The sequence below is a fragment of the Streptomyces sp. NPDC110618 genome (genome assembly GCF_055657065.1).
The window spans coordinates 150,057-171,032 of record NZ_JBVKBN010000002.1; the positions used below are offsets into that span (position 1 = coordinate 150,057).

A 20,976-nucleotide genomic window follows, 5' to 3' on the forward strand; every position below is an offset into this window, starting at 1 on the left:
CTTTCCGACGGTGGCCGGTGCTGATCAGCGCGGCCCGCTAAGCAGAAGGCGTACGGCACGCATGGCGTCAGGGTACCGCAGCCGTCGACCGGGTCGGGACCAATGGATACCGACCCCTCCGCTCATCGAACCTGTTGTGAAGGTTCTGAAAAGTTGAACGAAGTTCAATTTTTACCCGGCGTAAGCGCCCCTAGCAGGACAACACCGACCCCGCACGGCGCATTGATAACAACGCAATAACTCAAATGGCGCCTGCACGGTTCAGGAGCCACTTAGAGTGCGGCAGCGGGACCGCTTTCCCGAACCGCTCGGAGTTGCCCCCATGAACCCTCAACGCAGTACCCGTTCGCTCCCCCGGCCCGGCCGTTCGGCCTACGGGGCGGCGACGGCTGTCGTTCTGCTGCTCATACCCGTGATCGTGCTGCTCGGCGGCGACTGGCTCCGCGAGTTCCTGAACTTCGGTGCCGGAGTGCTCTCGCTCGTCTCCCTGAGCTGTTCGGTGATCTGGGGCCTGGTCGCCCAGGACCGGATCGTGCTGAACACACGCCAGCGGATCATCGGCCAGGCCGTGCACCGCACCCTGGCGGTCGCCTCGCTCGCCTTCCTGATGCTGCACATCACCACCAAGCTCGTCCTCGACCACGCCGAGCTGATCGCGGCCGTGATCCCCTTCTCGATGGGCTTCACCGGCCTCGGCGGCCTCATCGGCCTCGGCTCGACGGCCGCGCTGCTCATGATCTTCGTGGGCATCACCGGCGCCCTGCGCAGCGCCTTCGCCTCCCCGGCTCCCGTCGCCGCCCGCTGGCGGGCGATGCACATGCTGGCCTACCCGGCCTGGTGCTGCGCACTCGTGCACGGGCTCTACGCGGGTCGTGCGGCCAAGCCGATCTTCGTGATCATGTACGGCATGTGCGTGGCCGGCGTGGCCATCGCCCTGGCGGTGCGCGCGGCACCCCGCCCGGTCAAGCGCAAGATCGCCGACAAGATCGCCATGATCGTGGGCGACAACGAGGAGCGCTCGCCCCGCGAGGGCCTGGAGGCCAGCCGGGCCCGGATGGCCGAGGCCACCGCCGCCCAGCCCGCCGCCAAGCCCGCCAAGCCGGCCGCCGCCCCCTCCTCCTCCGCGCTCCCCGGCTACGAGTCCGCGCTCGCCGAACCCCCGGCCGCCGAACCGGCCAACGGCTTCGCGGCCGCCTACCGCGCCGTCAACACGCCCTCGCGCGGCCAGCAGTCCTTCGCGCCCGACCCCGGCGGACAGTCCTTCGCGACCGACCAGACCGCGCGCATGGACCTGCCGCTGGACATGCAGGCCACCGAGGCGATGCCGCGCGTGGACAACGTCTCCAGCACGTCCGGGAACTGGCCGATCCCCTCGCCCCCGCCGGTCGGGGAGGCGCCGCCGTCCGCGTACGACCCGCTCACGGACACGGGATACAACATCCCGACCTATGACACTTCGGGCGCCGCCGGGTACGGCGGGGGTGATGTGTACAACACCGCTGAGTCGAACGGCCTCTACGGCACGTACAACTCCAACGACACGTACAACAGCGGTCCCGCCAATGAACCAGCCCCCGGTCAGTCGTTCGACGCGCCGGGTTCGGGCGAACCTTGGAACACGCCTTCCGGAGGCTATAGGTGAACGAGGCCCTGCCCGACGTACCAGAAGTCCGCGTGGTCGGCCTTCCCCAGCTCACGTCGGGCTTCGACCTTGTCGAAAGACTGGATCTGCCCATGCACCTCAAGGTGCACGGGCCGCTCGAACCGATGGGCGGGGAGCAGCTCGCGCAGCTCTCCGAACGCATCAACCTGAAGGGCCGCGGCGGCGCGGGCTTCCCCTTCCACAAGAAGCTGCGCTCGGTCGCCGAATCGGCGATCAAGCGCGGCGTCCGGCCGGTCGTCGTCGTCAACGGCAGCGAGGACGAACCGGCCTGCCGCAAGGACACGGTGCTCATCAACCGTGCCCCGCACCTCATCCTGGACGGCGCGCTGCTCGTCGCCGAGGCCCTGGGTGCCCGCACGCTCGTGGTGGGGGTCACTCGTGAGTCGACCCAGCGCTCCATGGAGGCCGCGCTCGCCGAACGCGGCCTGAGCAACGGCCGCCGCTCAGCCCTGCGCGCCCGCGTGCAGCGCAACCCGGTGCGGATGGTCACCGGAGCGGCGGCGTCGCTGATCCGCTCCATCGACGGCGGCCCGGCGATCCCGCCCGGCCGCAAGGTCAGCGCCTCCAAGAGCGGCGTCGGCGGTGCCCCCACCCTGCTGTCGAACGCCGAGACCTTCGCCCAGCTCGCCATCGCGGCCCGCATCGGCCCGGAGCGCTACGGCAACACCGGTCTGTACGACGAGCCGGGCACCGTGATGCTGACGGTGTCCGGCGCGGTCGCCCGCCCGATGGTGATCGAGGTCCCCACGGGCGTCCCGCTGCGGTACGTCCTGCAGCTGGCCGGCGCCCCTCCGGTCCCGCAGGGCGTGCTGACCGGCGGCTACCACGGCAAGTGGATCGACGCGGCCACCGTCAACGAGGCGATCGTCTCGCGCAACTCGCTGGACGCGGTGGGCGGCGCGCTCGGCGCCGGCGCGATCCTGCCGATCACCCAGGAGACCTGCCCGCTGGGCGAGTCGCTCAGGGTGGCGCAGTGGCTGGCCGAGGAGAGCGCGGGCCAGTGCGGCCCCTGCTACCTGGGCCTGCCGGCCGCCGCGCGCGGCATGGAGGACATCCTCAACGGCGGCGGTCCGGCCGCCCTTGAGGCGCTCAAGCAGGTCGCCAAGAACGTCAAGCGGCGCGGTGCGTGTTCGCACCCGGACGGCTCGGCGATGTTCCTGGAGTCGACCATCAAGGCGTTCACGGACGACCTGGCCGCCCATGTCCTCGGCAACGGCTGCGGACGGCCCGTGGAGGGCGTACTGCCACTCTTCGAGGGGGGCAGGATGCCCACCGGCATCCCGGGCGGCGGCGAGTCCGAGGAGAACGGCCCCAGCCGCCAGAAGATCTACGTCGACTGGACGCTGTGCCGCGGGCACGGCCTGTGCGCGGACATCCTCCCGGAGGTCTTCGAACTCGGCGCCGACGGCTTCCCCACGGTCGCCCAGGCCCAAGTCCCGCGCTACGCGGAGGCGAAGGCACTGCGCGCGGTCCGCCGCTGCCCGGCGCTCGCGCTGCGCATCGAGGACCAGGCGGAGCGGGCGCCCTCGCGCACGAACCTCCCGGTGCTCTCCCAGGGCCGCGGCCGCCGCGCCCTGGGCCGCTGACGCCACTCCCCCACAAGGGCCGCCCACTCCCCTGGGCGGCCCTCTTTCATACGCCCGGAGCGTGTCCCTCGTACACGCAAAAAAGATCCCGCCGGATCTTCACGATCCGGCGGGATCTCACTGTGGAGCTAAGGAGAATTGAACTCCTGACCTCCTGCATGCCATGCAGGCGCTCTACCAACTGAGCTATAGCCCCTTGCTTGGTCCCCCGGGTCTTCCTGTCGGTTTCCCCGGCGGCGACGCCAACATTACACGGTCCTCGGGGTGCGCCCCAAATCGATTACCGCGGCGACCGATTGGGGCGCATTGTCCGTTATGCCACCCACGAGTCTGTCGCACCGTCACGTCAGGCCGTCACGTCACGCCGTCACGAACGAGTAGAACCGCTTGAGCGTGCAGTGCTCCTCCAGGAGCCGGCCGTAGATCGGCTCGCCCTCCAGCTCGCGGTACGTCTCGATCGGGTCGCCTTTTATGATCAGCGCCCGCGCGCATTCCTCGCACCAGTACTGGTAGTCCGGGTTCACGGGTTCCATGTCACGCACGATCGGCGTCCCGCTGCCGCACCAGTCGCACTTTCGCCTGTGTGCACCCATCGATCAGCTCCAGCTGTGGCCGCAGGCCGTGCACACGTAGGAAATCCCGCCGTTGTCACCGAGCACCTGGGCGACATGGGCGGAACCGCAGGAAGGGCAGCTGAGGCGGGTCACTGTGTCCCGTGTCCAGCTTGCGTCGGAGAGGCCACCGCCCCCTCCGAGGATGCTCGCAGGCATCACTGCTCCCTCCCGTCGGGCCGCGCCCCCTTCCGGCCGTTTGATTCTGCCACGGCCGGGCCAATACGGTCAGCGACGCCTCAGTACCAGTCCGGACACGGCGGCCACCGCGGCGGTTCCGGCCAGTGCGAACAGGCACGCGAAGAGCGCCTCCGCAGAGGTATACGCCGAAGAGGCCCCGAGTGACTCAACGCGGCTCAGGAACAGTGTGCCGAATACCGCGACCCCGGTCAGCTGCCCGAGCTGGGTGACCGTGGCGAGCAGTCCGCTGGCGTCCGGGGCGTCCTCGGGCCGCACGGCCGCGAGCGCCCCGGTGAGGGTCGGGCTGAAGCCGAGCGCGAGACCGGCGCCCACCCCCGCGTACGCGACGTACACCGCCGCTCCCCCGTCGCCCCCGCCCTCCAGCGCGAGGGCCATGCCCGCCAGGGACAGCGCGGTGAGCCAGAACCCGGCCGGGATCAGCGCGCGCTGCCAGGAGGCGGGCCACATCCGCCAGGTCAGACCGACCAGCCCGAAGACCACGGCGGTCGGCGCGAAGGTCAGCCCCGTGCGCAGCGCGCTGTGCCCGAGGCCGCCCTGGAGGTGCAGGGTGAGCGCGAACAGGAAACCGCCGTTGACGGCCATCACCGCGAGGATGCGGAAGGCGGCGGTGCCCATACCGGGGTGGCGCAGCACCCGGGGCGCGATCAGCGGGCTGCCCCCGCGCCGGGCGAGCCGGGACTCGTAGCCGCAGAACAGCGCGAACACCACCGCCGCCCCGGCCAGCGACAGCCAGGCCCACAGCGGCCAGTCCTGCTCCTGCCCGAGCACCAGCGGCACCGTGAACAGCGACACGGCCGCCCCGAGCAGCACCAGCCCCGGCAGATCGAGGCCGCGCGCCGTCCCGTGCCCCGCCCCCCGGTCCTGCGGCAGCACGCGCCGACCGAGGACCAGGAGTACGGCGCCGACCGGCACGTTCACCAGGAACACCGGCCGCCATCCGGTGCCGAACAGGTCGGCGGCGACCAGGATCCCGCCGAGTACCTGGCCGGCCGCGGCACCGGTGGCGAGGACCGCCGCGTAGGCGCCGAGCGCGCGGGCCCGGGCGGTGCCGGTGAAGGTGCGCTGGATGAGGCTGAGCACCTGAGGGATCATCAGCGCCGAACCGGCGCCCTGCGCCAGCCGGAAGGCGATCAGCTCGGTGACGCCCTGCGCCAGTCCGCAGGCGAGCGAGGCGGCGGTGAACAGGGCGAGCCCGGCGAGATGGACCCGGCCGTGGCCCAGGCGCTCGCCGAGCCGGGCGCCGGTGATGAGCAGCACCGAGTAGGTGATGGCGTACCCGGCCACGACGAGCTGCAAGTCGGCGCCGGAGGCGTGCAGTTCGCGGCTGAGGGTGGGGGCCGCGACGTTCACGATGAAGACGTCCAGCAGGGCCATGAACTGGGCGCCGAGCAGCACCGCCAGCAGCGCGCGGGGCCGGTTGTCAGTGCGGGATGTTTCACTGATCGCGGGACTGGAGCCGGCCGCGGGAGCCGGTCCCGTCCGGGGTGTTGTCGTCATGGCGTCGAGCCTGACGGGGGTTGGATACGGGTGCCGAGAGCCCGCTGATCCTGGTACCGACAGCACCTGGCAGGGGACGGGCCCGGCGTCGACGATGGGGGCGTGACGATGGGGACGACACAGCGCCGACGGCCCGAGCTGGCCGCCTTCCTGCGCAGCCGGCGGGCCCGGGTGACTCCGCAGGACGTGGGCATGGCGCCGGGCCAGCGGCGCCGCACACCGGGCCTGCGCAGGGAGGAGGTCGCCCAGCTCTCCGGGGTGGGCGTGACCTGGTACACGTGGCTGGAGCAGGGCCGCCCGATCAACGCCTCCCCGCAGGTCCTGGACGCCGTGGCGCGCACCCTGCGGCTCGACGCCCCGGAGCGCGAGCACCTGTACCACCTGGCCGAGGTGCCCTTCGCCCCCGCCCCGCAGGCCCCGGCGCTGGCCGTCGGCCCGGACATCCGCGGCATCCTCGACGCGCTCGTACCGCGCCCGGCGGTGGTCTACAACGCGCGCTACGACATCCTCGCCGCGAACGCCGCCTTCCTGACCGTGTTCACCTTCGGGGGCAGGCCGCTCCAGGAGGGCAGCGCCAACGCGCTGTGGGTGCTGTTCACCGCGCAGGAGGAGGACTGCCCGCTGGCCTTCCGGGAGGACGAACTGCCGCTGATGGTGGCGACCCTGCGCGACGCCTACGGCCGCCATGCCGGGGAGCCCGCCTGGGAGGACTTCATAGCCCGGCTGTCCGCGGCCAGCCCGCTCTTCGCCCGGCTGTGGCGCAGCGGCGACGTGCTGCGGCCCGGACGGCGGGTGAAGGTCTTCCGGCACGCGGAGGTGGGCGAGCTGCGGATGAGCACGGTCTCCCTGTCGATCAACGGGATGCCGGAGTGCCGGATCGTGGTCTACACACCGGACGACGAAGAGACCGAGCGCCGTACCGCCCTGCTGCACGAAAAATCCCGCCCCCTGACGGGGACGGGATTTCCGGACTGTGGAGCTAAGGAGAATTGAACTCCTGACCTCCTGCATGCCATGCAGGCGCTCTACCAACTGAGCTATAGCCCCTTGCGTTCTCCCCGCTCGGCGGGGCGAACAAGAAGAACTTTAGCCTGCGACCTGCCGGAAAGTGAAATCCGGGTCCCGGCCCGCGCCCGGGTCCGCCCCGGGCGCCGTCAGTCGTCGTCGCCGAGCACCGGCTCCGGCAGCGTGCCGGCGTTGTGCTCCAGCAGCCGCCAGCCGCGGGCGCCCTCGCCGAGGACGGACCAGCAGCAGTTGGAGAGGCCGCCGAGGCTCTCCCAGTGCCGGGGTTCGAGGCCGAGGAGGCGGCCGATGGTGGTGCGGATCGTGCCGCCGTGGCTCACCACCACCAGGGTGCCGTCGTCGGGCAGCTTCTCGACGTGCCGCAGCACCACCGGGGCGGCGCGGTCGGCGACCTCGGCCTCCAGTTCGCCACCGCCGCGGCGGACCGGCTCACCGCGCTTCCAGGCGGCGTACTCCTCGCCGTACCTGGCGATGATCTCCTCGTGCGTCAGGCCCTGCCAGACGCCCGCGTAGGTCTCCCTGAGGCCCTCGTCCTGGGTGACGTCCAGGCCGGTGAGCGCGGCCAGCTCACCGGCCGTGCGCGCGGCGCGCTGGAGGTCGGAGGCGATGATCGCGTCGGGCCGCAGCGAGGCCAGCAGCCGGGCGGCGCGACGGGCCTGGGCGACACCCTCCTCGGTGAGGGCGACGTCGGTGGAGCCCTGGAAGCGGCGCTCCACGTTCCACGAGGTCTGCCCGTGCCGCCACAGAATGACGCGGCGCCCGCGGCCGGGGCGCCCGGCGGTCACCTCGCCGGTGGTGCTCATCGCCAGTCACCGCCCGGCTCGGCCGCCTCCTCGGCTGCCTGCAGCTTGGCGTGCTCCTCGGCCTTGCCGCGGGTCGCCTTGGCGTCCTCGGGCAGCTCCAGCTCGGGGCAGTCCTTCCACAGCCGCTCAAGGGCGTAGAAGACGCGCTCCTCGCTGTGCTGGACGTGGACGACGATGTCGACGTAGTCGAGCAGCACCCAGCGGGCCTCGCGGTCGCCCTCGCGGCGGACCGGCTTGGCGCCGAGCTCCTTGTTCAGCCGCTCCTCGATCTCGTCGACGATCGACTTGACCTGGCGGTCGTTGGGCGCGGAGGCGAGCAGGAAGGCGTCGGTGATCGACAGCACGTCGCTGACGTCGTAGGCGATGATGTCGTGCGCGAGCTTGTCAGCGGCCGCCTGGGCGGCGGTGTTGATCAGCTCGATGGAACGGTCAGTGGCGGTCACTACAAGGCTTTCCGTCGGCGGTCACTTGGACTCAAGGGTCTCATGACCGCCGACGTCGCCCCACGGAATTCCCCGCCCCCGCCCGGTGCCGCCGGGCGGGGCTACGAGGACGACGGCTTGTAGTCCTGCCCGAGGACCACCGCGACGTTCGCGTTCGTGGTGACCTTCCCCTTCGAGACCGCGCTGGTGGGCAGGCCCAGGGTCTTGGCGACCTCGGTGGCGTTCTCCTTGTCGGCCGCCTCGGCGTAGACGACCTTGGACGTGGCCTGGGCCGCGCCGGCGGTGCCGCCCTCAAGGAAGGTGAAGCCGCCGTTGAGCAGGACCACCCGGGCCTTCTCCGTGTTGTCCTTCACACCGGTGGCGTTCTGCACCGAGACCCGCACGGCCGCGCCCTGGTCGGGGCTCTTCGCGGTGCCGCCGAGGACGTCCTTGACCACGCTGGCGCTGGTCTCCGCGGTCAGCGTCCCGTCGTCCTGCACCGGCAGCAGCGCCGTCTTGTAGTCGCCGCCCTTGGCGAGGTCGGCGAGCTTGGCGAGGAAGGTACCGAGGTCCTTGTCCGTCATGGACGGGTCGAGGATCTGCTGCAGGGTCTGCACGGTGACCGTGGCCGCCCCCGCGTCGGAGGACAGCTTGCGCAGCACTCCCTGCATGACCTGCCCGAACCGCTCCAGCTGGGCGTTCTGCGCCTCGCCGGAGCCGCGGTAGGTGGCGTAGGCGACGGCCATCTTGCCGCTGAGGGTCTGCGACTCGCCCTTGTTGACCAGCGGGGCGGCGCCCTTGGACTTGGCGGACGGGTCGGGCACGTCGGTGTTGGTGTCGATGTCGATGTTGCCGACGAGGTCGACCAGGTTCTGCAGGTACGGGGTGTCCAGCCGCCAGGTGCCCTGGATCTGCGTGCCGAGAACCGTGTCGAGGGCCTCGCGGGTGCCGGAGGAGCCGTCGTCCTCGACGGACTTGGCGAGCGTGGTCGTGGTGCCGTCGTCGCCGGTCAGGGCGAGCGAGTTGGGCAGCAGGACGGTGGTGCCCTGCTTGGTGGTGGTGTTGTCGACGAGCAGGGCGGTCGCCGTGTCGCCGTTCTTGGTGTTGTGCAGGTGGACGACGACCACATCCCGCTTCTGGGCGCCGGAGGCCGTCGTGGCGCCCTCCTTGCCGTCGGAGGACGACAGGCCGGGCAGCTTGCCCGCGTACCAGAGGTAGCCGACACCGCCGACCGCGACCAGCGCCAGCACCACCACGAGGGCGATCATGCGGCTGCGGGCCCGGCGCTTGGCCTCCTCGCGCCGCTCGGTGCGGTTCTCGGTGAAGTTCAGCCAGTCGATGACGTCCTCGGAGTCCTCGTCCGGGTCCTCGACGAAGGCGAACTGCTCGGTGCGGTAGTCCCGTTGCTCGGGCTCCCGCTGCTCGGGCGCCTCCTCGGCGGGCCCGGACTGCTGCGGGATGTAGGCGGTCTGCTCGGCGACCCGCGGCTGCTGTCCACTCGCCGCGGTCTGCCCGTAGGGGTCGTAGGCGGGGGCGGCCGGGGAGTCGTAGGAGGGGGCGGCTCCGGCGTCACCCGTGGCGGTCTGCCCGTACGGGTCGTAGGGGGCGTAGGTGTCGTACGACTGGACCGGCTGCTGCTGGCCGGTCGCGTACGGGTCGTAGCCGTACCCCTGCTGAGCGTAGGGGTCGTAGGGCTGCTGGGCACCCTGGTGCGGCGGGACCTGTCGGTACACAGGCTGCCCGTACTCGTCGTAGCCGACGAGTTCGTACTGGTCGCCCCCGTACGCGTCGTATCGGTCGTTCACCGGTGGTGCCCCTCTCGGCTCACTCGCCGCGGTACAGCTCGCGCTTGTCGATGTAGCGCACGACTCCGTCCGGCACCAGATACCAGACCGGTTCGCCCTTGGCGACTCTCGCACGGCAGTCCGTGGAGGAGATGGCGAGGGCGGGAACCTCCACCAGAGATACACCGCCCTCCGGCAGCCCCGGGTCGGCCAGGTGGTGGCCGGGCCGGGTCACGCCGATGAAGTGCGCGAGGGAGAACAGCTCCTCGGTGTCCCGCCAGGTGAGGATCTGGCCGAGGGCATCGGCACCGGTGATGAAGAACAGGTCGGTGTCGGGGTTGAGCGCCCTGAGGTCGCGCAGCGTGTCCGCGGTGTAGGTCGGTCCGCCGCGGTCGATGTCGATCCGGCTCACCGAGAACTGGGGGTTCTCGGCGGTCGCGATGACCGTCATCAGATAGCGGTCCTCGGCCGGGGAGACCTTGCGGTGGGTCTTCTGCCACGGCTGGCCGGTGGGCACGAACACCACCTCGTCCAGGTGGAACTGGGCGGCGACCTCACTGGCCGCCACCAGGTGCCCGTGGTGGATCGGGTCGAACGTTCCGCCCATGACGCCGAGCCGGCGCTTGCCGGAGTTCGACGGGCCGTTGCCCGGGCCGGTAGGCATGTCCTGCTCTCCCATGCGTGCAGACCCTACCGGCCCGTCCTGTGGGCCACGGAAGCCAGACCCCTCGGGCCCTCGGTTCAGCGGTCGCGGTTGAAGCGCGTGGTGATCCACAGCAGCAGCATCAGGGCGACGAAGGCACCGCCGCCGGTGACCAGCGGGTTGAGGCTGTCGTGGTTGCCGCCGTGCTCTCCGCCCTCGGAAGCGAGGGTGACCAACTGGGCAGCGGTGCTCTGGAAGCTCATCTTCGGCAGGACCTTCGGGTGTGGGCGGGATAAAGATGTCGGCTCATCGTAAGCGGGCGGCTCCGCGCCGATCACGCCGACTCCGCCGTTGGGGCACCCCGGCCGGCCGCCGCACTCGGGCCGAGGCAACTTATCCGGCGCCCCGTTCGTCCTTCAGCTTGTACCCCCGGCAGGAACCAGGCGGGAGGAGGGTGCTGCCGCCGTCTGCCCGTGCCCGGCGACCGGGCCTAGGCTGGAGCCTGCTTCGGGGCCCTAAGGGCCGCACGGCCACACAGACGCACATGGGGGACCACATGTCCGACGACGGCCATCAGCAGGACGGACACGAGCACGTGCCGAGCCGGCAGCGCAGGCGCTTCCCCGGCATCTCCTCGCGTGCGTACGAGCACCCCGCCGACCGCAGCGCCCTGGTGGCGCTGCGCAAGCTGAGCGGGTTCGACACCGTCTTCAAGGCGCTGAGCGGTCTGCTGCCCGAGCGGAGCCTCAGACTGCTGTTCCTCTCCGACTCGGTGCGGGTCTCCGACCAGCAGTTCACGCACCTCAACGACATGCTGCGGGACGCCTGTTACATCCTGGACCTGGAGAAGGTCCCGCCGATGTACGTCAACCAGGACCCGCAGCCGAACGCGATGTGCATCGGCCTGGACGAGCCGATCATCGTGGTGACCACCGGCCTGGTCGAACTCCTCGACGAGGAGGAGATGCGGGCGGTCATCGGCCACGAGGTCGGTCACGCCCTGTCCGGGCACTCGGTGTACCGCACCATCCTGCTGTTCCTGACGAACCTCGCCATCCGGGTCGCCTGGATCCCGCTCGGCAATGTCGCGATCATGGCGATCGTGACGGCGCTGCGCGAGTGGTTCCGCAAGTCCGAGCTGTCCGCCGACCGCGCCGGTCTGCTCGTCGGCCAGGACCTGAAGGCGTCGATGCGCGGCCTGATGAAGATCGCGGGCGGCAACCACCTGCACGAGATGAACGTGGACGCGTTCCTGAAGCAGGCCGAGGAGTACGAGGCGGGCGGCGACCTGCGCGACTCCGTGCTGAAGATCCTCAACGTGCTGCCCCGCTCGCACCCCTTCACCACGGTCCGCGCGGCCGAGCTGAAGAAGTGGGCGGAGTCCCGCGACTACCAGCGGATCATGGACGGCCACTACCCGCGCCGCTCCGAGGACAAGGACACCTCGGTGACGGACTCCTTCCGCGAGTCGGCCGCGCACTACGCCTCGCATGTGAAGTCGTCCAAGGACCCGCTGATGAAGCTGGTCACCGACATCGCGGGCGGCGCCGGCGACCTCGGCGGCCGGGTCCGGCGCGGCTTCGGCGGCTTCGCCTCCTCGGCGCCGCGCGACGACCGGGACGAGCCGCCTACGGACACGCCGCGCGACGGGAGCTGAGCCTCAGACCTTCGGCAGCGCGCCGGGCGCCAGCGATCCGCACAGGGCGGTGGCGTTCCCGGTCGCGTAGGGGTCCGTACCGGCCGGGCCGCCCTCCTTGGCGGTCTGGCCGGCCAGCAGCGGGCGCAGCCGGTTCGCCGAGTCGTCGGCGCAGGACAGCGGGCCCGCCTGGACGTAGGAGACCAGCAGCTGGGCCTGGTGCAGGCGCAGGTCGTCGTGGTCGAAGCGGAAGTGCAGCTCGCGCCGGACGGTGAACAGGGAGGCCTCCGCCTTCGCGCCGGAGCCGGCCGGGCGCAGCGCGTAGACGACGGTGTGGTCGGCGGTGACCTCCAGGGTGGAGGAGTCGGTCTCGCCGAAGGAGAGACTGCCCTGGACCCGGATCCCGCGGTCGGCGAGCTCGACGCCGTCCGGGTCGAAGCGGATCAGCCAGCCGGTCGGGGCGTGCCTGCCGTCGGCGGCCGGGTGGTCGAAGCTCCGGTCGAACTGGTCGAGCTGGTCGGGGGCGATCAGCACCCGCACCGGCCGTACCTGCTCCCCGAGGATCACCTCGGGGTAGAGCGCGGAGCGCACGATGTAGTCCTTGGCGACGGTCAGCGCGTCCACGACCTGGCCGTCGGAGAAGTGCGCGGTGCGCCGGGCGGCGGGCAGCGGCACTCCCTCGGCACCGATCCGGTACTGGGCGGCGGGGCTGCCGGCGAAGAGCGCCTCGGTGTCGGTGGAGCCGGGCACCTTGCCGCTCGGGGCGAGCGGGATCACGGTCATCCGCAGCGGCTCGGCCACCCGGGGGTTGTCCGAGCTCTGGTAGGGGTGCCGTACGCCCATGTAGATCGCGGTGCCGAAGGCGACGGCGATCAGCAGGACCAGGATCAGCGCCTGCCGGGACAGCCCGCCGCGGCGCAGGGGCGGGCGGCGGCGGACGGCGGGGGCGTGGTCGTCGATGCGCTCCTGGGCGGAGAACTCCTGGAGGCGGGCAGCACGGACGAACGATTCGTCGAAGACGACGGATCGGTACTCGTCCTCGCCACCTACGGGTCCACCCTCGGGTGTCCCCTCAGGTGGGTCTCCAGGCCCGCCCATATCTTCAGGGTAGGTCTGACAGGGCCCACATAAACGCCCCGCTGTACGACAAGTTCTGACAGGTTCTCACCAGTCGTGGCGGGTTGTGGCCGGGCTCTGTTCAGGGCGTTCGCGGTACGGCCGAGATGGGTGGCTGGGAATGGTCGGCGGAGGCGGAGGGCACCGCCGACGCTCCACCCTGTTCCACGCCGGTGGTGGCGCCGGGCGGCGGGGGTACCTGTTCCCGGTTGCCCGAGGAGGCGCTGCGGTAGACGGCGGCGAAGGCCAGCGCGACCATGCCGACGCCCATGACAACGGCGAGTATCCAGGCCACGGGCCGGTGCCAGCGGACCTGCTTGCCGTAGGCGCCGGGGGCACCCCAGCGGCCCTCCAGGACATCGGTGTCGTCCAGGTCGTCGAGGTCCGGATCATGGCCGAAACCGCCGGTGCCGTCCGGGCCGTACCCCTCCTGGTACCGCTCGGATCTGCCGCGCGTGCGGCGGGCCTCGGCCTCGGATGCCTCGGCTCTGGCCTGGGCCGCGGCCAGGAGGCGTTCGACGGCGGTCGGCTCGTGGACCTTGGCCGCCTGTACGAAGGCCTCGTCGAAGACCACGGAGGCGAACTCTTCGTCCGACACCCCGCGGTCGTGGTCGTCGTCGGGCTCCCAGCCGTCAGGGAACGGCGTGCCCCCCACGTCCTCCGGCACGGCTCCAGAGTAGTCGCGGGGGGTCAATTTGGGCAGACGGTATGGAAATTCATCCGCCCAATGAGACGTGTTCGCGCCGGTCGCGGGTCAGCCGCGGATGTGCCCGTCGCCGGTGACGATGTACTTGGTGCTGGTCAGCTCCGGCAGGCCCATGGGGCCGCGGGCGTGCAGCTTCTGGGTGGAGATGCCGATCTCCGCGCCGAAGCCGAACTGGCCGCCGTCGGTGAACCGGGTGGAGGCGTTCACGGCGACCGTGGTGGAGTCGACCAACTGGGTGAACCGGCGGGCGGCCTGCTGCGAGGTCGTCACGATCGCCTCGGTGTGACCGGAGGTCCACAGCCGGATGTGCTCGACGGCCTTGTCCAGGGAGTCCACGACGGCGGCGGCGATGTCGTAGGAGAGGTACTCGGTCTCCCAGTCCTCCGGGGTGGCCTCGACGACGGTCGCCCGGGAGTCCTTCGCGTACGCCATGACCCGCTCGTCGGCGTGCACCGTGACCCCGGCGTCGGCGAGGGCGTCCAGGGCGCGGGGCAGGAACTCGGCGGCGATGTCCTGGTGGACCAGCAGGGTCTCGGCGGCGTTGCAGACGCTCACCCGGTGGGCCTTGGAGTTGATCAGCACCTCGACGGCCATGTCAAGGTCGGCCTGCGCGTCGATGTAGACGTGGCAGTTGCCGGTGCCGGTCTCGATGACGGGGACCGTGGACTCGTTGACGACGGTCTTGATCAGGGAGGCGCCGCCGCGCGGGATGAGGACGTCCACCAGGCCCCGGGCGCGCATCAGCTCGCCCACGCTCTCCCGGCTCTGGCCGGGCACGAGCTGGACGGCGTCGGCGGGCAGTCCGGCGCCGCCGACGGCGTCCCGGATCACCTTCACCAGGGCGGTGTTGGACTCGTAGGCGGAGGCCGAGCCGCGCAGCAGGACGGCGTTGCCGGCCTTCAGGCACAGGGCGGCGGCGTCCACGGTGACGTTCGGGCGGGCCTCGTAGATGATGCCGACGACACCGAGCGGGACGCGGACCTGGCGCAGGTCGATGCCATTGGGCAGGGTCGAGCCGCGCACGACCTCGCCGACCGGGTCGGGCAGCGCGACCACGTCCCGCACATCGGAGGCGATGGCCCGCACCCGCTCCGGGGTGAGGGTCAGCCGGTCGATGATCGCCTCGCTGGTGCCGGCCTCGCGGGCGGCGGCGATGTCCTTGGCGTTGGCCTCGACGATCTCGGCCGTACGGACCTGGAGGGCGTCCGCGATGGCGAGCAGCGCCTGGTCCTTGGCGGACCGCGGCAGCGGAGCGAGGTCGGCGGCGGCGGCCTTGGCGCGGTAGGCGGCCTGGGTGACCGGGGTCATCGAGTCGTACGGCGAGAGCGTGGTCATGCAGGAAGGGTAGTGCGCCGGACGGACCGGTTCACGGGACGTCCCACACCGCGAGACAAGCCGTCCGAAGGTCACCCAAAAGGGATTCTCGACGGCTGTTCCACGCGGCCCGTCAGTACGGGTGCACGCCCACCGGGCTGGCCGGAGGCGGTCCGTACCCCTCGGCGACGCGCTGGTGGTAGGTCACCCGGTCGATGACCTCCAGGCCGACGATCTCCCAGGGCGGCAGTCCCGCGCTCTGCCGGTGCTCGCCCCACAGGCGCAGCGCGACGGCGGCCGCGTCGTGCAGATCGCGGGCCTCCTCCCAGTACCGGATCTCGGCGTGGTCGCCCGCGTAGCGGCTGGTCAGCAGGAAGGGGTGGTCGTGGGCGAGCTGCTCAAGGGCGCGCCGGACCTCCTTCAGCGGGGCCTCCTCGCCGGAGACGCTGAGGGTGACGTGCCACAGCCGGGGCAGCTCCTCGGCCTGTCCGCCGCCGACCGCGTCACCGGTCGCGACACTGGTCAGGGCGCGCTCCTCGCCGGGCGCCCGGGAGGAGGTGCCGCCGGCCCCACCGCCGGACGCCGCCGCCCCAGGGCGTACTCGTCTCACGACGGCCTCCTTCGTCCCTCGGTCGAGCTGCGCTCGGCGGATTTTGTCCTTGAGACAAAGTTGAGCAGTCCGCAAGCGGTCGTGTGGCGCTTTTGCGGAACGTCCACCTCAGGGCGACACAATCACCGGGGCGTTCCCCCTGTTTTCGGACGCGGAGCCCCAAGGGCCGGTTTTCAGGGCTCCAGGAGCACCAGATCGTCGCGGTGGACGACCTCGCGTTCGTAGGCCGGACCCAGCTCGCGGGCCAGCTCGTGGGTGGAGCGTCCGATCAGCTGGGGGATCTCCTTGGCGTCGAAGTTGACCATACCGCGCGCGACCGCCCGCCCGGCGGTGTCCCTGAGCTCCACCGGGTCCCCGGCGCTGAACTCGCCCTCGACGGCGGCGATCCCGGCCGGCAGCAGCGACTTGCGGCGCTCCACGACGGCCCGCACGGCGCCGTCGTCCAGGGTCAGCGAGCCCTGCGGGGTGGAGGCGTGCTGGAGCCACAGCAGCCGGTCGGCGGACCGCTTGCCGGTGGCGTGGAAGTAGGTGCCGGTGTCCCCGCCGGACAGCGCCTCGGCCGCGTGGACGGCGCTGGTGAGCACCACCGGGATGCCCGCGGCGGCGGCGATCCGGGCGGCCTCGACCTTGGTGACCATGCCGCCGGTGCCGACCCCGGCCTTGCCCGCGCTGCCGATCTCCACGTCGGCGAGGTCCTCGGGCCCGCGCACCTGCGCTATCCGCGAGGTGCCCGGCTTGCTGGGGTCGCCGTCGTAGACACCGTCCACGTCGGAGAGCAGCACCAGCAGGTCGGCGCGGACCAGGTGGGCGACGAGGGCGGCGAGGCGGTCGTTGTCGCCGAAGCGGATCTCGTCGGTGGCGACGGTGTCGTTCTCGTTGACGACCGGGAGGGCGCCCATCGCGAGCAGCTTGTCGAGGGTGCGGGAGGCGTTGCGGTGGTGGGCGCGGCGGCTCATGTCGTCGGAGGTGAGCAGCACCTGGCCGACGCGGACGCCGTAGCGTGCGAAGGAGGCGGTGTAGCGGGCGACGAGCAGCCCCTGGCCGACGCTGGCGGCGGCCTGCTGGCGGGCCAGGTCCTTGGGACGGCGGCGCAGCCCGAGCGGGGCGAGCCCGGCCGCGATGGCGCCGGACGAAACGAGAACAATCTCACGTTCTCCGCCGCTGCGGCTCTTGGCGAGGACGTCCACAAGGGCGTCCACGCGGTCCGCGTCGAGACCTCCGGAGGCGGTGGTCAAGGACGAGGAACCCACCTTGACGACGATCCTGCGGGCCTCGCCGACGGCCTGCCTTACGCCTGTCACCTGCTGTTCCGTCCCCTCACACGTCGACTGCACCGCAATCTACGCGAAGGGGGCCGTCCGCCGCGCATCGGTCCGGAAACCGGACAGCGGGGCCGTAGCCGCGCCCTCACGCTTTGCGTACGGCAAAAAGGTTGTACTGGTTGCTTATAGAAATGAAAGAGCTCTCAAACTTAATCTGATGCATGTGTCATCGAATGTTCCCCCCGCGCGGCGCATCCTCCTCAGATCGGGGAAGAGCCCCTTCGACGTCCTTTCGATCGAGGAAGCCCTCCATCGCGACGTCATAGCCACCAATTCCGGCAACCTGATCTTCAGCGACGCCGCCCACAAGATCCTGCAGACGCCCAACACCGAGGTCGTCTCCAACGGCATCCGGACGGAGGTAAAGGCCGCGGGTCGGATCAACGAGGAGTACGACGCCTTCGTCGTCCCCCTCGCCAACGCCTTCCGGCTGTCCTTCGAGGCGTCGTTGAAGCGAATGACGCAGCTGATCAAGCAGCTGAAGATCCCGGTCGTCGTGGTGGGTGTCGGTGCTCAGACCAGCCTCACCTACGACCCGGCGCGCCTGAAGCCCATTGAGCCCGCGGTGCGTGAGTTCGTCTCCGCCGTGCTCGACCACAGCGCGTCGATCGGCGTGCGCGGCGAGTTCACCGCTCAGTACCTCAAGGACATGGGTTTCCGGGACGTCGAGGTCATCGGCTGCCCGTCGATGTTCATGTACGGCAAGGAACTGAACGTCGTCAGGAAGGTCCCGGCGCTCACGCCCGAGTCCCGCGTGGCGATCAACGGCTCGCACAGCGCGGTGCGGTCGCAGGGCGTGGGCCGGATCATCATGGAGACCCACGCGCGCTACCCGAACCTGCGCTACATCGGCCAGAACCTCACCGACGCCAAGCAGCTGCACTGGCGCGAGGTCGCCGGTCCGAACGGCAAGATCACGGCGATGCCGACGCACCCGGACCACCCGATGTACCAGGAGGGCAAGGCGCGCGTCTACATCGACCCGGTCACCTGGATCGACGACCTGCGCGGCTTCGACTACTCCTTCGGCTCGCGCATCCACGGCAACATCGCCGCGCTGCTGGCGGGCACGCCCGCGACGGTGCTGTGCGGCGACTCGCGCACCCTGGAGCTGTGCCGCTACTTCGACATCCCGCACCACCGGATCGACCAGCTCGGCAAGGACGCGGACGTCGACCCGGCCCGGCTGTACGAGGAGGCGGACTTCGGCCCGCTGCTCAACGGCCACCAGGAGCGCTTCGAGCGGTTCACCGGCTTCCTCGACCGCAACGGCCTGCAGAACACCTTCACGCACGGCGACGGTGGCAAGGCCTTCGAGGAGCGCCTGCGCTCGCTGTCCTTCCCGCCCGGCATCCGCCCCTGGATCGACAACGACCCGGCCGAGCTGGCCGCCCGCTTCGGCTGGCTGCAGACCCGGATCGGGAAGCTGTCCGCGGACAACGCCAAGCTGAAGAAGCAGCTCGCCGAGGCCAAGTCGACGCGGACCGCCACCTCGGCCGTCCCGGTCCAGCGGACCTCGGTCTACCGCCGGGCCCGCCGTGTGGTCGGCACGCCCCTGCGCAAGGCGATCCGCCCCGAGCGCTAGACCGGACAGGGCCCGAGCCCGCCCCACCACTCCAAGGAGCCTGCCTCCGGACGTCACCCGCGTGTCGTCCGGAGGCAGGCGCGCGTTAACCCGGACGCACGTATGCGCCCGACCTTGGAGTGACCGCAGTGCCCCTACCGATCCCCCGCCCGCCCCGCCTCCGCGTCCCGGCCCGGCCCCTGCTGGCCGCCGTCCTGGTGGTCGCGTTCTGCGCCCAGGCCCTCGCCGCCCTGCGTCCGCACGTCCCGCTGCTGATCGGCGCGACCGCCGTCTGCCTCGCCGTCGAGGGCGTCCTGTACCGCTGGCAGCGCGGCATGCTGGCGGTCTTCGCCAAGTCGCACCTGGACATCACCGTCCGCCATGTGCTGCGGGACCTGCTGCTGGTGGTGGCGCTGCTGAGGCTCGGCGGACAGCACCGGGAGTCGTCGTACACCCCGCTGGTCGCGGCGCTGCTCGCCTTCTACGCGCTGCACTGCGCGATCCAGGCGGCCTCGATCCTGGTCCGCCGCACCCGCACGCTGCCGGTGGTGACCCGGAACATCGACGCCTCCGCGCTGCGCCTGTCCCCCGCCCCGCCCCTGCTGCTGCGCCGCCCGGGCCCCCGGCTGCTGGTCTACGGCCTGCCCGCGACGGCCGGTCTGCTCCTGACCGCCGCCACCGCCGACCGCCGCTTCGCGGCCCTCGGCCTCGCCCTCTCGCTCGGCCTGGCCGCCGTGGGCCTGTGCGACCTGGCGCTGCGGCTGCTGCCCGGCCGCCGGCCCGCGGGTGAGCGGGAGGCCCTGCAGTGGCTCGACCGCTGGCTGGCGGAGTACCGGCCGACCGTCGGCCTGTACTTCTCCGGCGGCACCTCTTCGGCGTACCAGGCGAACATGTGGCTGGAGCCGCTCGCCCAGCTGGAGGGACGGCCGCTGATCGTGCTGCGGGAGCGGTTCATGGTGCAGAAGCTCGCGGCGACCGACGTACCGATCCTGTGCCTGCCGAAGGTCTCCACGCTGATGCGGCTGGAGCAGTCCACGCTCCAGGTGCTCATCCACCCCTCGAACTCCGGCAAGACCTCCCAGGTGCTGCGCATTCCCACGCTCAAGCACACCTTCGTCAACCACGGCGAGAGCGACAAGCTGTCCTCCTGCAACCCGTACGCGAAGGCGTACGACGAGGTGTGGGTGGCCGGTCCGGCGGCGCGCGAGCGGTACGCGCAGGCCGAGGTCGGTGTGGAGGACAAGGACGTCGTGGAGATCGGCCGCCCCCAGCTGGACGCCGTACGGCCGTACGCGGGCCCGCCCACCGGGACCTACACGACCGTGCTGTACGCGCCGACCTGGGAGGGCTGGGACGGCAACCCGGGGAACACCTCGGTGATCGAGGCCGGCGAGAACATCGTCCGGGCGCTGCTGGCGGACCCGAAGGTGCGGCTGCTGTACAAGCCGCACCCGCTGACCGGCTCGGTCGACCCGCGCGCCGGCGCCGCCGACCTGCGGATCCGGGAGCTGGTCCGGGCCGCCAACCGGGGGCGGTCGGGGCCGCGGCCCGCCGACAACGGCGAACTGGCGCGGCGCACCGCCGAGTTGGACCGGATCACCGCGACCGACTTCCGGGCCGCCGCCGACCAGGTCGAGCGGATGCTGGCCCAGTCGGCGCCCGAGGAGGGGCGGGCGCGCGCGGTGGCCGAGGCCACGGCCGCCTGGGAGGACGCCTACTGGGCCTCACTGCCGGAGTGGGAGCACCAGATCGTGCTCGGCCCCCGGCCCACCCTCTTCTCCTGCTTCAACCACTCCGACCTGCTGGTCAGCGATGTCTCCAGCGTGGTCAGCGACTTCCTGGCGAGCGGCAAGCCGTACGCGGTGGCCAACACCAGCGGTCTGGCGGAGGACGTGTTCCGCAAGACCTTCCCGACCGTCCGGGCGGCGACCGTGCTGACCCCGGACGCGGCCGGGGTGCCCGCTCTGCTGGCGTCGGTGCGCGATCCCGAGCTGGACGAACTGGCCGGGGCGCGGGTGGAGTTGAAGCGGTATCTGCTCGGCCCGGACGAGCCGACCTCCCAGGAGCGCTTCAACGCGGCGGTACGCGCCCTGTGTTCGGCCGCCGAGGAGCGCAGGGTGCGGACGGCGGCCCAGTCCGCGCCACCCGTCCCGACCCCGCGGGACGAGCGCGAGGCCCGGACGCCGGACGGCACCAGGACCTCATGACCCGGGACAACTGAACCCTGACAGGGGGCGGCGATTTCGCCGCCCCCTCGCGCATTCCCGGATGACGCAAGAGCAACGACCGGCAGCAGCCCCACCCAAAAACGCCTCATTGAACATGTCTATGACATGAGCACATATGGCAACATCCGTTCGACACAAGCATGTTCGAACGAATGTAGGGGTTCTGTTGCGCTCAGCATCACGCCACGTTCTCGGCCGCTCCGCCGCGGTCTGCCTCTCACTCTCCCTCGCCGCGGGATTACAGGTC

The 20,976-nt window shown here is 71.2% G+C and carries 18 protein-coding genes and 2 tRNA genes; 6 read left to right on the forward strand and 14 right to left on the reverse strand.

What is annotated here, in order from left to right; all coding sequences use genetic code 11:
* Nucleotides 1-322 precede the first annotated feature (322 nt).
* Nucleotides 323-1,642 carry a cytochrome b/b6 domain-containing protein gene (locus ACZ7L7_RS03800; RefSeq protein ID WP_285511135.1) on the forward strand — a complete coding sequence of 440 codons (1,320 nt, stop codon included), beginning with the start codon at nt 323-325 and terminating at the stop codon, nt 1,640-1,642.
* Nucleotides 1,639-3,249, forward strand: coding sequence for an NADH-quinone oxidoreductase subunit NuoF family protein (locus tag ACZ7L7_RS03805; RefSeq protein ID WP_285511134.1), 1,611 nt, complete (start codon nt 1,639-1,641; stop codon nt 3,247-3,249). Before ACZ7L7_RS03800 ends, ACZ7L7_RS03805 begins: the two co-directional genes overlap by 4 nt.
* A 123-nt stretch (nt 3,250-3,372) precedes the next feature.
* Here the strand turns inward: ACZ7L7_RS03805 and ACZ7L7_RS03810 are convergent.
* The 3 genes from ACZ7L7_RS03810 to ACZ7L7_RS03820 all read right to left on the reverse strand — a co-directional run bounded on the left by ACZ7L7_RS03810 (nt 3,373) and on the right by ACZ7L7_RS03820 (nt 5,558).
* Nucleotides 3,373-3,445: transfer RNA gene (locus tag ACZ7L7_RS03810), tRNA-Ala, on the reverse strand.
* A 163-nt stretch (nt 3,446-3,608) separates the two neighbouring features.
* Complete coding sequence (locus ACZ7L7_RS03815) at nt 3,609-3,842, reverse strand: hypothetical protein (RefSeq protein ID WP_003976229.1); 234 nt, start codon at nt 3,840-3,842, stop codon at nt 3,609-3,611.
* A 246-nt stretch (nt 3,843-4,088) separates the two neighbouring features.
* Nucleotides 4,089-5,558, reverse strand: a complete 1,470-nt coding sequence (locus ACZ7L7_RS03820; protein ID WP_472074649.1) for an MFS transporter — start codon at nt 5,556-5,558, stop codon at nt 4,089-4,091.
* A 108-nt stretch (nt 5,559-5,666) separates the two neighbouring features.
* On the opposite strand from ACZ7L7_RS03820, the gene ACZ7L7_RS03825 reads away from it, so the two are divergent.
* Nucleotides 5,667-6,551 (forward strand): helix-turn-helix transcriptional regulator, encoded by an 885-nt coding sequence (locus tag ACZ7L7_RS03825; protein WP_285511301.1) that lies wholly within the window; start codon nt 5,667-5,669, stop codon nt 6,549-6,551.
* Here the strand turns inward: ACZ7L7_RS03825 and ACZ7L7_RS03830 are convergent.
* The 6 genes from ACZ7L7_RS03830 to ACZ7L7_RS03855 all read right to left on the reverse strand — a co-directional run bounded on the left by ACZ7L7_RS03830 (nt 6,533) and on the right by ACZ7L7_RS03855 (nt 10,496).
* Nucleotides 6,533-6,605 (reverse strand) — tRNA-Ala (locus ACZ7L7_RS03830). The two genes, ACZ7L7_RS03825 and ACZ7L7_RS03830, sit on opposite strands and share 19 nt — an antisense overlap.
* Nucleotides 6,606-6,712: 107 nt before the next feature.
* A complete protein-coding gene (locus tag ACZ7L7_RS03835; protein ID WP_285511132.1) occupies nt 6,713-7,384 on the reverse strand; it encodes a histidine phosphatase family protein in 672 nt (223 codons plus the stop codon).
* A complete protein-coding gene (gene rsfS / locus ACZ7L7_RS03840) occupies nt 7,381-7,827 on the reverse strand; it encodes a ribosome silencing factor (RefSeq protein WP_285511131.1) in 447 nt (148 codons plus the stop codon). The genes ACZ7L7_RS03835 and rsfS overlap by 4 nt, the downstream gene beginning before the upstream one ends.
* Nucleotides 7,828-7,928: 101 nt before the next feature.
* Nucleotides 7,929-9,611 (reverse strand): LCP family protein, encoded by a 1,683-nt coding sequence (locus ACZ7L7_RS03845; RefSeq protein WP_472074651.1) that lies wholly within the window; start codon nt 9,609-9,611, stop codon nt 7,929-7,931.
* Between the two features lie 19 nt (nt 9,612-9,630).
* Entirely contained in the window at nt 9,631-10,269 is a 639-nt protein-coding gene (gene nadD / locus ACZ7L7_RS03850) for a nicotinate-nucleotide adenylyltransferase (RefSeq protein ID WP_285511129.1), read from the reverse strand.
* 62 nt (nt 10,270-10,331) lie between these two features.
* Entirely contained in the window at nt 10,332-10,496 is a 165-nt protein-coding gene (locus ACZ7L7_RS03855; protein WP_093723357.1) for a hypothetical protein, read from the reverse strand.
* A 293-nt stretch (nt 10,497-10,789) separates the two neighbouring features.
* Here ACZ7L7_RS03855 and ACZ7L7_RS03860 point away from each other — a divergent pair, with 293 nt between their 5' ends.
* Entirely contained in the window at nt 10,790-11,890 is a 1,101-nt protein-coding gene (locus ACZ7L7_RS03860) for a M48 family metallopeptidase (RefSeq protein ID WP_285511300.1), read from the forward strand.
* Between the two features lie 3 nt (nt 11,891-11,893).
* Here ACZ7L7_RS03860 and ACZ7L7_RS03865 read toward each other — a convergent pair whose 3' ends face one another.
* The 5 genes from ACZ7L7_RS03865 to proB all read right to left on the reverse strand — a co-directional run bounded on the left by ACZ7L7_RS03865 (nt 11,894) and on the right by proB (nt 16,916).
* The gene (locus tag ACZ7L7_RS03865) at nt 11,894-12,967 is read right to left on the reverse strand and encodes an SCO2583 family membrane protein (protein ID WP_285511128.1); all 1,074 of its coding nucleotides are present in this window, start codon (nt 12,965-12,967) and stop codon (nt 11,894-11,896) included.
* A 100-nt stretch (nt 12,968-13,067) separates the two neighbouring features.
* Nucleotides 13,068-13,652, reverse strand: coding sequence for an SCO2584 family spore wall biosynthesis protein (locus ACZ7L7_RS03870; protein ID WP_285511127.1), 585 nt, complete (start codon nt 13,650-13,652; stop codon nt 13,068-13,070).
* An 87-nt stretch (nt 13,653-13,739) separates the two neighbouring features.
* A complete protein-coding gene (locus ACZ7L7_RS03875; protein ID WP_285511126.1) occupies nt 13,740-15,026 on the reverse strand; it encodes a glutamate-5-semialdehyde dehydrogenase in 1,287 nt (428 codons plus the stop codon).
* A 112-nt stretch (nt 15,027-15,138) separates the two neighbouring features.
* Nucleotides 15,139-15,615, reverse strand: a complete 477-nt coding sequence (locus ACZ7L7_RS03880; RefSeq protein ID WP_285511125.1) for a hypothetical protein — start codon at nt 15,613-15,615, stop codon at nt 15,139-15,141.
* Nucleotides 15,616-15,788: 173 nt separating this feature from the next.
* Nucleotides 15,789-16,916 (reverse strand): glutamate 5-kinase, encoded by a 1,128-nt coding sequence (proB, locus tag ACZ7L7_RS03885; protein WP_285511124.1) that lies wholly within the window; start codon nt 16,914-16,916, stop codon nt 15,789-15,791.
* Between the two features lie 178 nt (nt 16,917-17,094).
* Between proB and ACZ7L7_RS03890 the strand changes: the two genes are divergently transcribed.
* A complete protein-coding gene (locus tag ACZ7L7_RS03890; RefSeq protein WP_285511123.1) occupies nt 17,095-18,522 on the forward strand; it encodes a polysaccharide pyruvyl transferase family protein in 1,428 nt (475 codons plus the stop codon).
* 128 nt (nt 18,523-18,650) lie between these two features.
* Nucleotides 18,651-20,708 carry a hypothetical protein gene (locus tag ACZ7L7_RS03895; RefSeq protein WP_453600124.1) on the forward strand — a complete coding sequence of 686 codons (2,058 nt, stop codon included), beginning with the start codon at nt 18,651-18,653 and terminating at the stop codon, nt 20,706-20,708.
* Nucleotides 20,709-20,976 lie beyond the last annotated feature (268 nt).

What these genes read in the sequence shown, in the direction of transcription:
- ACZ7L7_RS03800 (WP_285511135.1), top strand. Translation starts at nt 323, where the DNA reads ATGAACCCTCAACGCAGTACCCGTTCGCTCCCCCGGCCCGGCCGTTCG.
- ACZ7L7_RS03815 (WP_003976229.1), bottom strand. Translation starts at nt 3,842, where the DNA reads ATGGGTGCACACAGGCGAAAGTGCGACTGGTGCGGCAGCGGGACGCCG.
- ACZ7L7_RS03820 (WP_472074649.1), bottom strand. Translation starts at nt 5,558, where the DNA reads ATGACGACAACACCCCGGACGGGACCGGCTCCCGCGGCCGGCTCCAGT.
- ACZ7L7_RS03825 (WP_285511301.1), top strand. Translation starts at nt 5,667, where the DNA reads ATGGGGACGACACAGCGCCGACGGCCCGAGCTGGCCGCCTTCCTGCGC.
- ACZ7L7_RS03835 (WP_285511132.1), bottom strand. Translation starts at nt 7,384, where the DNA reads ATGAGCACCACCGGCGAGGTGACCGCCGGGCGCCCCGGCCGCGGGCGC.
- nadD (WP_285511129.1), bottom strand. Translation starts at nt 10,269, where the DNA reads ATGGGAGAGCAGGACATGCCTACCGGCCCGGGCAACGGCCCGTCGAAC.
- ACZ7L7_RS03855 (WP_093723357.1), bottom strand. Translation starts at nt 10,496, where the DNA reads ATGAGCTTCCAGAGCACCGCTGCCCAGTTGGTCACCCTCGCTTCCGAG.
- ACZ7L7_RS03860 (WP_285511300.1), top strand. Translation starts at nt 10,790, where the DNA reads ATGTCCGACGACGGCCATCAGCAGGACGGACACGAGCACGTGCCGAGC.
- ACZ7L7_RS03865 (WP_285511128.1), bottom strand. Translation starts at nt 12,967, where the DNA reads ATGGGCGGGCCTGGAGACCCACCTGAGGGGACACCCGAGGGTGGACCC.
- ACZ7L7_RS03875 (WP_285511126.1), bottom strand. Translation starts at nt 15,026, where the DNA reads ATGACCACGCTCTCGCCGTACGACTCGATGACCCCGGTCACCCAGGCC.
- ACZ7L7_RS03890 (WP_285511123.1), top strand. Translation starts at nt 17,095, where the DNA reads ATGCATGTGTCATCGAATGTTCCCCCCGCGCGGCGCATCCTCCTCAGA.